We start from the raw sequence: 12,114 nt of genomic DNA on the forward strand, positions 1-12,114 counted from the left end.
AGAGCATTGTTTTGGTGTGCCGTCAAGGGTGGCGTACGCTGCCGAAAGCTAACATATCTGCAATTTTCAAGGTTCCGATGGAGCCTTTTTTTCAGCTCCATTTTTTCATAGGCTACTTTACACTACCAATTTAATAAAAAGAATACTCCTTGATGGAATATATTATATAAAAAATAGAGATACCTGTTTTTTACAAGTATCCCTATATTCTATCAATTATCTGATAGCTCTCTATTCATTTTCATATTTAAGATTCTTTGTGTCCCTCGTACCGAGGTCTAACGCTACAATAACAGTTATCTTGTTCACAATCTCTTTTTTTCTGTGATTTTCATTAACTGTATTGAAATTATAATATTCTGCAAAGTGTGTAAATTCAAGGATTTCTACATATGATCGTCTTGTATCTCTTCCATCGGGTCGATGTGACTTACCGCCCCATACATATCTCTTCCGACTACCTTTTTATCTTCTCTTTCCTTCTCAATAAGATCACTCAGCACTCTCTTTACCTGCGTAGACTTCGCAATATTCTCCAGACGGATAACTGGGGTGGAACGGTCTTTTGTGTGAAGCTCAATCGTTCCTGTTCCAAAAATACGCTGTGGAAGACTGCGGTATAATGTAATATCTGTAATACGATATAACAGACACTCATCTTCTCTTGAAGAAAGAAATCCGCTATTTACATATAATCTTCCATTCCCCACTGTATATTTTGTAAAACTAATCGGGAACCATAAATGATGCTTTCTGTCCTCCCAGATATTTGCTGTAACTTCTCTGATTTCTCCATTTTCTGCTTTTCCCATAATATGCCTCCTTCTATATTTTCGTTCTTTTATCCAACATATCACATTCTCATTTTCCATGCAAGTATGCCTGACGTTTTGACATTCCCTTCTTATCTATGGTATCATGAAAAGGTTGCAAATCCTACTATTTTTCAGATATTTTTGCCGCAATATCATTCTATACTTTTATATTTTTCATGCAAAGCAGATACATTTCTTTTGCATGGATTATTTAAAAGTATAAATATTATTTCAGGAGGAATTTTACTATGGCTTTTGATGGCGTTGTAATAGCCAATATTGTATATGATATGAACCGCCTGCTTACCGGCGGACGCATCTACAAAATCTATCAGCCGGAAGCGGACGAACTGCTTCTTGTTGTAAAAAATAATAAAGAAACCTATCGACTACTGATTTCTGCTGGAGCAAGTCTTCCACTTATCTATTTTACTACAAAGACAAAGGCAAATCCTATGACCGCCCCAAACTTCTGTATGCTGCTTCGAAAATATATCAGCAACGGAAGAATTATCGAAATCACACAACCTGGTATGGAACGAATCGTTGAGATCACAATCGAACATTTAAATGAACTTGGTGATACCTGCCGTAAAAAAATGGTTATCGAAATCATGGGAAAACACAGTAATATTATTTTTATTGATGAAAAAAACATGATTATCGACAGTATCAAACATATTTCCAATCAGGTAAGTTCTGTAAGAGAAGTTCTACCAGGAAGAACTTATATCGCCCCTCCAGGAAAAGGTAAGATTTCTCTTAATGATCTATCTGTTGAATGGATGGAAAATACACTGCTTGTCAAACCAGTTTCTGTACAAAAAGCAGTCTATGGCAGTATTTCCGGTATCAGTCCTGTGCTTGCCAATGAAATCTGCTACCGTGCCGACATCGATGGAGATTCTGCTGTTGCTTCTCTTACCCCAGTGCAGCAAAGTTCCCTTTACGGTGAACTCGTCCGTCTGAAAAATCAGATAGAAACACACGCTTTTTCTCCAAATATTATTTACGAAGGAAAAGCTCCAAAGGAATTCGGTGCGTTTACATTTTCCATGTTCAGTGATTTAACTACGGAAGAATATCCTTCCATCTCTGAAGTATTAGAAACCTTTTACGCACAAAAAGAAGTTGTGACCCGTATCCGCCAAAAGTCCGTTGACCTACGCCATATCGTGCAAAATGCGTTAGAGCGTACTGCGAAAAAATATGACCTGCAGCTAAAACAGTTAAAAGATACAGACAAAAAAGAAAAATATAAAATATACGGAGAGCTTCTTCACACTTACGGCTATGAAGCAGCCCCTCATCAAAAAGAATTAAAATGTATAAACTATTATGATGGCAAAGAAATCACCATTCCACTTGATCCCGACTTAAATGCAATGGAAAATGCCAAAAAATATTTTGACCGCTATGGAAAGTTAAAACGTACTTATGAAGCATTAAGCACTCTTACAAAAGAAACCTTTGCCGAACTATCACATTTGGAATCTGTAAGTAACGCTTTAGAAATCGCCCGCGATGAAAATGACCTTGCTATGATCAAAGAAGAATTAATCGAGTGCGGTTACATGAAACGCCATGGCAGAAATCAAAAAAAACATCAGGGCAAAAGTAAACCGCTTCACTATATTTCTTCTGATGGATTCCATATGTATGTCGGAAAAAACAACTTCCAGAACGACGAATTATCTTTTAAATTCGCTAACGGAAAAGATATGTGGTTTCATGCTAAGAAAATGGCAGGTTCTCACGTCATCGTAAAGCTCGGAACCGTAAATGAACTTCCTGACCGTACCTACGAAGAGGCCGCAAGACTTGCCGCTCACTACTCTAAAGGGAAAAACGCTCCGAAGGTTGAGGTCGATTACACTGAACGACGAAACTTAAAGAAACCACCTCAGTCAAAACCAGGATACGTCATTTATCATACGAATTACTCCATGCTCATTGATCCGGATATCAGCGGTATCAAAGAAATTTCTGACCTGTAGATTTGATGTAGACGAAAAAAGAAAAAATACCTTATCCCATCTGCTCTGTAGTCGCTGTATTTAAGATGCTCATCCGCATCTTAAATACGCTCCCAAGCCGCATCTGGGATAAGGTATTTTTTCTTTTTTCTGACTATGCTAAATCCACAGTTGGGCAACGTGGAATGTACCAGAAGAATATGACTTTCCAGGAAATTAAATTCTAAAGGATTGACGCATTTCTTCTGGAGATTTTATCTGAATAAGAATCGTAGATTTCTGGACAAACCCCTCTCTCTTATTTTTTAACTGATTTGTAGAATGAGGTTAGACAGCTGCTGTACATAGAACTTTTTGCTGAATTGTAAGGAAAATATAGCAAAGAAAGGAAGATTAAATACAATTCAATCACATACAACAATTTGAATGTCAATCCTTTAGCATTTAATTCCCCGATAATCCTTAACCTTCTGGAGAATCCCCATTCTCACTAACTGTGGATTTAGAGTAGTCAGAAAAAAGAAAGAATACCATATCCCAGATGCGGCTTCGGAGCCTATTTAAGATGCGGACGAGCATCTTAAATATAGCGACTACAGAGCAGATGGGATATGGTATTCTTTCTTTTTTCGTCTACATCAAATCTACAAATCAGAATATAATTTTTCGTATTTTCTGGAAGATGCTTTCCATGAATAGTTTTTCCTCATTCCTTTTGCAGTAAGGTTTTTCCATTCTTCTGGATTCTTTTTATAAACATCTAAGGCTGCAAGAATTGCATCTAAAAAGGCTTCCGCATTATAATCTGTAAATCCAAAACCTGTTCCTGTTTTGCTCTTTGGATTATAGATGCTTACGGTATCTTTAAGACCTCCTGTCTTTCTTATGATCGGAACTGCTCCGTAACGAAGGGACATAAGCTGACAAAGTCCACATGGTTCAAAGCGTGATGGCATTAATATCGCATCACAGCCAGCATAGATGTATTTTGCCATTTCATCGGTATAGTCTAATTGTACATATACTTTATCCGGATACTGTTCCTGATAGGAAAGAAACATATTTCGATATTCCTCTTCCCCATCGCCTAATACGTAAAGCTGTACCGGCTTCTTCATGAGACGTTCCATCATATAAGAAAAGAGTGCAAAGCCTTTCTGTTCAGTCAATCTTGAAACAATTCCTAATGTAAATGCTGTTCTCTTCTTTGGAAGACCTGTTTTTGCCTGAAGAGATGCTTTATTCTTTTTCTTTCCTTTATCAAAGGTTTTATCATCATAATGGCAAGGAATGTATTCATCTGTAGAAGGATTATAGATATCATAATCAATTCCGTTGACAATTCCGCAAAGATCATCACTTCTATGCTGTAGCACACTATCTAATCCTTCTCCATATTCTGGCTGTTTAATCTCCTCCGCATATGTTTTACTTACTGTTGTGATCTTATCTGCAAAAACAAGTCCACCTTTTAAAAGATTTGCCGAATTATTATATTCTAGTTTGTCGTAAGTAAACATATCGTCAGGAAGACCGGTTATATCTTTTAAACGGTCGATTTCCGTAATTCCCTGAAACTTTAAATTATGTATTGTCATCACAGTTTTAATATTACGATAAAATGGGTCGGCACAATAAAATGCTTTTAAAAATACCGGCACTAAAGAAGACTGCCAGTCGTGGCAATGAATAATATCCGGTTCAAAATCAAGATAGGATAACATCTCAAGTACTGCTTTAGAAAAATAACTGAACTTCTCTATATCTACCCACATGTCATAATATGGGGAATCTCCGCAAAAATAAAAGTTATTTTCAATGAAATAATAAATAATTCCTTCATAACTTAATGTTTTTACGGTCACTGTCTGCATTCTCCAGCCAAGATACATAGGAAAAGTCACAACCGTTTCCATCTGATCACGCCACTTTTTATCAATACAATGATACCCCGGTAAAACAACCCTTACATCATATTTTTTATGATTTAACTGCTTTGGCAGAGAGCCGACTACTGCACCTAATCCTCCTGTCTTTACAAACGGATCACATTCTGCACTGGCAAATAGTATCTTCTTCATAGTTTTCTCCATCCTGTTTTTTATTTTTAGTAAGGCAAAATACCTTTTGACCCTAACATCATAACATAAAAGAAATAGCTATACAATTACGATTTCTTTCGTTAAAGAACAGGAAAGAGAATTCTTCTTTTTTTGTCTCCCCTAGTTTAATTATGCATTCATTCTATATTCTAATCGTAGTTTATCTGCGATAAGTGCAATAAATTCCGAGTTTGTTGGTTTTCCTTTTCCTGCACTAATCGTATAGCCAAACATATCTTCAAGAACATCAATCTGCCCCTTGTTCCATGCTACCTCGATTGCATGACGGATTGCTCTCTCTACGCTGCTTGAAGTTGTTTTATACTTTTTAGCAATTGTTGGATAGAGAAGCTTTGTAATATAATTCAATAGATTGATATCATTTACTGTCATCATAATCGCTTCTCTTATATATTGGTATCCTTTGATGTGAGCCGGTATACCGATTTCTCTTATAATATGTGTCACATCATTTTCCAATGTATTTTCCGTATATTGATTCATGCCATATTTCTGCATCGCATATCTTCTCTCTTTTTCCTTTATTTGCAGCTCTGCTTTTCTTCGTACAAGCATTGCCTGAAAAATACGGTGTATCACACTGTCTAAATTATAAGGCTTCATTATATAATAATGTACTCCTAATTTACAGGCATATTCTACCATTGATTGATTTCCCATAGAGGAAATGACGATAAATATCGGTTTTTTCTTAATACTTCTGTTTCCATTTGTTTTTTCAATAACAGTAAATCCGTCCATAACTGGTAAGATAACATCAATAAGAACAATATCCGGAACTTCATCAATAATGACTCGGTAAGCATCTTTTCCGTTATCTGCAATATTTAACAACTGTATTTTTTCATTATTTTCTAAAAATTTTTTTAAATTATTTCGGGCAAATTCTGAATTATCTGCTACTAGCACTTTGATCTTTTTTTCGTTTTTCATATTCATTTTCCTCCCCATTCATCTAATGTACTCCAGCCATAAAAGCAAGTATAAGAAAGACTCCTAGAGTACATTCTAATCTTTCTATTATAATTTTTTATTTTACTTCCTTTATTTTAAATCACATGACAGCAGAACTTTTTATTTTTCCTTTATATTCCAAACGAATTTTGTCCGCAATTAACGCAATAAATTCTGAATTGGTTGGCTTTCCTTTTCCTGCCTGAATAGAATATCCAAATAATTCATTAATTGTATCCATCTTCCCTCTATTCCATGCCACTTCAATCGCATGGCGAATTGCCCTCTCTACTCTTGATGGTGTCGTATTATGCATTTTTGCGATTGTTGGATACAACTGTTTCGTAATAGAATTTAATATGTCCATATCATTTACTGACATAATGATAGAATCTCTTAAGTACTGATACCCTTTAATATGTGCCGGCACCCCTATTTCATGAATAACATTCGTTACAATAATTTCTAAACGGTATTTTTCATCCTGATGTTCTTCTTCTAGCTTAATAAACTTTTCCTGATCAGATAGGAGTTTTCCATTTTTTATCTGACGTATTTTTTTAATTAACGAAGTCCGTTCAAAAGGTTTCAGTATAACATACTCAGCGCCTAATCCTATTGCTTCTTCCATTACTTCTTCCTGCCCTAATGCTGTCAAAATAATAAATGCCGGTTTTTTTAAGCTGCTTTCATCTTTGTTTATTTCTTCAAGAACTTTCAACCCATCCATTTTAGGCATAATGATATCTAACAGTACAACATCCGGATGACTTGTCCTTATCATAGACAAAGTGTCAAGACCATCCGAGGCACTCCCCACAAGTGTCATATCCTTCTCTTTAGAAATAATCTCCTGTAAATTCTGACGAATTCGCTCATTATCATCCGCAATCGCTACATTAATATTTGACATATAACATCCTCCTGTAAATTACATTCAAGAATGCCTCGGCATTCTTGCTGCGAGATGCGCGTCATGCAAAGCATGACATATTTCTTTTGCGCATCTCTGCAATCCTGCCGGAGGCTATATCAGATGGGGGATTGACTCCCACCACTGATACTAATTTGCTCCTCGCCACCTGAAGAGGTGGGAGTCATCTCACATCTGATATATTACAGCAAGAATACCTGGGCATTCTTGAAAGTTAGATAACGCAAAAAACTATTTGTTTTTACCGCAATTACCTTGATTCTTTAATATATTATGATGTTATTTTTGCTATTATACCAAAAATAAAGGAGTTTACAGACGAATCAACGAAACGCAAAGATTCGATTGTTAATTTTTATTGACTTTTTAAATTTTATGTGTTAAAGTTTTTGTAGTTTACACAATTAAAGTATAAAAGTAAATCTATTATTCATGTACTCTTAGAATCTTCTTGTACTACTAATGAAAAATCACCCATAAAAGTACTGATACCATAAAGACTTCAAGCGTACATATTACAAAGAGAGGAAAAATGTATGAAGTTACTAATCTTAATCGCTTATTTTATTGTACTTATTACAATCGGTTTTGTCTGTCGGCAGAAGGCAACCGATGTAAATGGCTTTGTTCTTGGAGGACGTTCTGTTGGACCATGGCTTACTGCCTTTGCTTACGGAACTTCTTATTTTTCTGCTGTTGTTTTTGTCGGTTATGCCGGACAGTTTGGCTGGCGTTTCGGTATCGCAGCAACATGGGCCGGTATCGGTAATGCTCTTATAGGCTCCCTCCTTGCATGGGTGATTCTCGGACGGCGTACCCGAATCATGACACAGCACCTTGACTCTGCAACAATGCCGCAGTTCTTTGGAGAACGTTTCCAAAGTAATTCTCTGAAAATAGCCGCATCAATCATCATTTTTATTTTCCTGATTCCGTATACCGCTTCCCTTTATAACGGTCTTTCCCGTTTATTTGGAATGGCATTTCATATTGATTATTCTGTATGCATTGTCCTCATGGCAATTCTTACTGCGATTTATGTTATCGCAGGTGGATATATGGCAACAGCAATCAACGACTTTATTCAGGGAATTATCATGCTTGCCGGAATTGCAGCTATTATCATTGCTGTACTTAACAGCAAAGGTGGATTTATGGCAGCTTTAGATGGTCTTGGACATATAAGTGATCCGGCTGTATCCTCCACTCCTGGAATTTTTGGATCTTTCTTCGGACCTGATCCACTTAGTCTGCTTTCTGTTGTAATCCTCACTTCTCTTGGTACATGGGGACTTCCACAGATGGTTCAGAAATTTTATGCAATTGACAATGAAGATTCCATCAAAAAAGGAACCATCATCTCTACCTTTTTTGCATTAGTTGTTTCTGGAGGATGTTACTTCTTAGGTGGCTTTGGCCGTCTTTTCTCTGATAAAATCGATATTGCTGCTAACGGATATGACTCTATCATTCCGACAATGCTTGAAAACTTACATCCTTTATTGATTGCTCTTGTTGTTATTCTTGTATTATCCGCCTCAATGTCTACCTTATCTTCTTTGGTCATTGCCTCAAGTTCCACACTGACAATCGACCTGATCAAAGATAATATCGTAAAAGAAATGAGTGATAAAAAACAAGTATTTTGTATCCGCGTACTTATTGTCATCTTTATTGCAATTTCTGCAATCATCGCGATCATCCAGTACAAGAGCGCCGTTACATTTATCGCACAGTTAATGGGAATCTCCTGGGGTGCACTTGCAGGCTCTTTCCTTGCACCGTTCCTCTACTCCCTCTACTGGAAGAAAACAACAAAGGCAGCTTGCTGGACATCTTTCATATTCGGGTGTATAATCATGGTTCTGAATCTCGTTGCAGGATCTCATTTTCCAACATTATTGCAGTCCCCGATTAACTGTGGTGCATTTGCAATGCTCGCCGGATTAATCATTGTACCTGTTGTCAGTCTTTTTACAAAGAAACCAGACACTGCACTAATTGAAAATACCTTTGCCTGCTACGACAAGACCAATACAGTAACACAAAAAACCGCACTTGGAAAATAATCATACGAGAGGATGGAATCTTATGGCAGGTAAAAACATAAATATTGTATCTAAAACTTTAGCGGAGTCTTATATCCGTAAACAGATAAAAGCATTAAAACAAGATCCGGCACAGACCATCCATACTTTAACAAAACAGCTTTTAGAAAAACCAGACAGTCCTTTGGAAAAGTATCTTCTACATATCACGCCTGAAAAACTTCAGGATACACAAAGCGGATATTACCAGCTTTTCCATGATATCCTTCCTAAAATAAATACGGAACATCTGGTTACTTTAGCAATGAATATTGGATATAATAGTCTTTTTACCGCCTCAAAAAATACACAGCTACACTCCCCAGAGAGCATTTTTAATGCTCTCTGGGCTTTTAAGTTGTCAATTGATGGAATCTGTTATGAAAAAAAAGCAGCACAATATAAAGCACAGATTACCAGCGCAAAAAAGAACGGAACCCACTGTTTTATACTTTTTATCGAAAAAAATGCATGGAAACTACTTCCATTCATAAAAAAAGAAAAAGACTGTGCATTCTTCTTGTTTTGCCCCGCTTCCTGCTTAACAGAAAAATTCCTCGATGCCGCAAAGCTGACAAAAAATCTTTTTATTTCTGTTGCTTATAATAAAAATAATCATAAACACCCGACACCTTCCACCGATGTATTTAAGCAGCTTAGAATCCGAAAACTCCCCTATGCCGTACATTATTATTATTCTGCATCAGATATAGAGAACTTTAAATCTAGGGAAATCTTTAAAGAATTAAGTAAGGAAAGACCTCTGTTCTCCTTCTTTCTTTCAAAAAAATCTGACTCTGGTCAGGATACTGTAACAGAAGAAGACAAAAAGGCTGTTTATGAAATAATCATAAAAGAAAGATATTGGTTAACATATCCTTCAATTCCATTTGCTATTTGATTCATTGGGAAGAGAGCAGACGAAAATAAAAATAGTAGCCCATTGCAACTGTAAAGATATCACTGCGTAGAAAATGCCTGTCCGGCATTTTTACTTGCTCTCACATTACATTTGCAATGGGCTACTATTTTTATTTTCTGTTTGTTGGCTCCAGAAGGAATGTATTCAATAATTTTTAGGAGAGATGAGAATGATCGCTGGCGATGGCATCTTGACAGCATCGTGGAGACAGTATCATAATAAGCCACGACCTTCTGACCTCTCCCCCTTCATCTCCCCAAAGACTATTTCATTCATTCCATGTGGAGCCAAAACACAGAAAAAAAGAAACAATGTCATATCCCAGATGCGGCTTCGGAGCGTGTTTAAGATGCGGATAAGCATCTTAAACACAGCGACTACAGAGCAGATGGGATATGACATTGTTTCTTTTTTTCGTCTGTTTCCTCTAAATAAATGAAATAGTAACTAAGCTCTATTCTGTTGTGCTACGAGATATTCTGCTCCATATTTTTTACGGAGTGCAGGTTTCTCAATCTTTCCGGTTGCATTTCTAGGTACATCTGCAAAAATAATCTTCTTTGGACGTTTATAACGTGGAAGCTTCATGCAATATTCTTCAATCTCCTCTTCTGTACATTCCATACCGTCTTTTACAGAGATGATTGCTCCGGTAATCTCTCCTAAACGCTTATCCGGAAGACCAATTACCGCTACGTCTTTCACTTTATCATAAGCACTTAAAAAGTTCTCAATCTGTACTGGATAAATATTCTCTCCTCCACTTACGATAACATCCTTCTTACGATCTACAAGAAAATAAAAGCCGTCTTCATCCTGCATTGCCATATCTCCGGTAAAAAGCCATCCATCTTTAAGTGTCTCTGCAGTCGCCTTTGGATCATTATAATAACAGGTCATCATTCCAGGACCCTGCACGCAAAGTTCTCCAACCTCCCCTTGTGAAAGTGCTGTACCATTTTCATCTACAATCTTACAGGACCAGCGATATCCTGGAATTCCAATTGCTCCAACCTTATTAATATTCTCTATTCCAAGATGTACACAACCTGGACCTGTAGATTCTGAAAGTCCATAATTCGTATCATATAAATGATTTGGGAAATATTCTTTCCAATGCTTAATTAATGATGGTGGTACCGGCTGTGCACCAATATGCATTAAGCGCCACTGCGAAAGTTCATAATTCTCCAGCTTCAGATCTCCTCTGTCAAGACTGTCTAAAATATCCTGTGCCCAAGGAACTAAAAGCCATACGATCGTACAATGTTCTTTTGACACTGCATCAAGAATGATCTCCGGTGTTGTACCCTTTAATAATACCGCCTTACTTCCTGCACAAAGACTGCCCATCCAGTGGAACTTTGCTCCGGTATGATATAACGGAGGAATACACAAAAATACATCGTCTCTGTTCGTCAAATGATGCTTCTGCTCCATCTGGGCAGCCTGTAGAAGACTTTCATGATTATGAAGAATTGCCTTCGGAAATCCTGTTGTTCCTGATGAAAAATAAATCGCTGCATCATCTTCATCCTCTAAAAGAACTAACGGAGCCTGACTTGAACAATCTGCTACAAGTTCTCGATAACTTTCTGCGAATGTCGGACAGCCATCTCCTACATAAATCAAAAGACGCCCTTTGCTAAGTTCTTCCTCAATTGCTTCAATTCGACCAATAAACTCCGGTCCAAAGAAAAGCACATGAACTTCTGCCAAATCTGCACAGTACTTAATCTCATCAGAGGCAAAACGGAAATTAAACGGTACGGCAATCGCTCCTGTTTTTAAAATACCAAAATAAATTGGCAGCCATTCCAGGCAGTTAAACATTAAGATTGCTACGCGATCCCCTTTCTGAACGCCTCGGCTTAATAACATATTCGCCACACGATTCGCCTTTTCATCAAAAACACTCCATGTAATCTCACGACGATATGGAACAGAAGAGGTCTGCTGTACAAGGTCATATTCCTTCCATGTTGTCTTTCTTGTATCCTTCATCGTAGGATTCAACTCTACTAAAGCAACCTCATCTCCGTAAAGCTTATGATTTCTCTCAAGTAAATCTGTAACTGGCATAACGCTACCATCCTTTTCTTAAAAAATTTAAATATTTAAAATACAGACACCCCTTTCTCTGCGTCTGTATCTCTTAATTTTCCTAATTCTTTTTCACTTTTATTTATTAAAGTGTTGCACTATGATAAAGTATCATATTTTGTGAAAAAAGTCAACGCTATCTCGCCATTCCAGCTCTTTTTTTACCAGTTCAAAAAAATATTTTATATGCAGATTGTATA

General features: G+C 36.9%; 8 protein-coding genes. 3 read left to right on the forward strand and 5 right to left on the reverse strand.

Translation table 11 applies throughout. The features are described from left to right. Nucleotides 1–386: 386 nt before the first annotated feature. The gene (locus tag FYJ25_RS08500; RefSeq protein ID WP_154581057.1) at nt 387–812 is read right to left on the reverse strand and encodes a PH domain-containing protein; all 426 of its coding nucleotides are present in this window, start codon (nt 810–812) and stop codon (nt 387–389) included. A 251-nt stretch (nt 813–1,063) separates the two neighbouring features. Here FYJ25_RS08500 and FYJ25_RS08505 point away from each other — a divergent pair, with 251 nt between their 5' ends. After that, nucleotides 1,064–2,812: an Rqc2 family fibronectin-binding protein gene (locus tag FYJ25_RS08505; RefSeq protein WP_154581058.1), complete on the forward strand. Its 1,749-nt coding sequence runs from the start codon at nt 1,064–1,066 to the stop codon at nt 2,810–2,812. A 623-nt stretch (nt 2,813–3,435) separates the two neighbouring features. Here FYJ25_RS08505 and glgA read toward each other — a convergent pair. From glgA to spo0A (FYJ25_RS08520), 3 genes are all read right to left on the reverse strand, one after another. Beyond that, complete coding sequence (glgA, locus tag FYJ25_RS08510; protein WP_096239590.1) at nt 3,436–4,872, reverse strand: glycogen synthase GlgA; 1,437 nt, start codon at nt 4,870–4,872, stop codon at nt 3,436–3,438. A gap of 150 nt (nt 4,873–5,022) precedes the next feature. Beyond that, a complete protein-coding gene (spo0A, locus tag FYJ25_RS08515; RefSeq protein WP_167513797.1) occupies nt 5,023–5,847 on the reverse strand; it encodes a sporulation transcription factor Spo0A in 825 nt (274 codons plus the stop codon). 121 nt (nt 5,848–5,968) lie between these two features. After that, nucleotides 5,969–6,781 carry a sporulation transcription factor Spo0A gene (gene spo0A, locus FYJ25_RS08520; protein WP_021908195.1) on the reverse strand — a complete coding sequence of 271 codons (813 nt, stop codon included), beginning with the start codon at nt 6,779–6,781 and terminating at the stop codon, nt 5,969–5,971. 557 nt (nt 6,782–7,338) lie between these two features. Between spo0A (FYJ25_RS08520) and FYJ25_RS08525 the strand changes: the two genes are divergently transcribed. Together FYJ25_RS08525 and FYJ25_RS08530 are read left to right on the forward strand one after the other, a co-directional pair. After that, on the forward strand, nt 7,339–8,871 hold the full coding sequence (locus tag FYJ25_RS08525) for a sodium:solute symporter family protein (RefSeq protein ID WP_096239588.1): 1,533 nt from the start codon (nt 7,339–7,341) through the stop codon (nt 8,869–8,871). 22 nt (nt 8,872–8,893) lie between these two features. Beyond that, entirely contained in the window at nt 8,894–9,790 is an 897-nt protein-coding gene (locus tag FYJ25_RS08530) for a hypothetical protein (protein WP_096239587.1), read from the forward strand. Between the two features lie 468 nt (nt 9,791–10,258). On the opposite strand, the gene FYJ25_RS08535 is transcribed toward FYJ25_RS08530, so the two are convergent. Next, nucleotides 10,259–11,893, reverse strand: coding sequence for a class I adenylate-forming enzyme family protein (locus FYJ25_RS08535; protein WP_096239585.1), 1,635 nt, complete (start codon nt 11,891–11,893; stop codon nt 10,259–10,261). Nucleotides 11,894–12,114 lie beyond the last annotated feature (221 nt).

Source organism: Anaerobutyricum soehngenii (assembly GCF_009697165.1).
In the GTDB taxonomy this organism is placed as follows: domain Bacteria; phylum Bacillota; class Clostridia; order Lachnospirales; family Lachnospiraceae; genus Anaerobutyricum; species Anaerobutyricum soehngenii.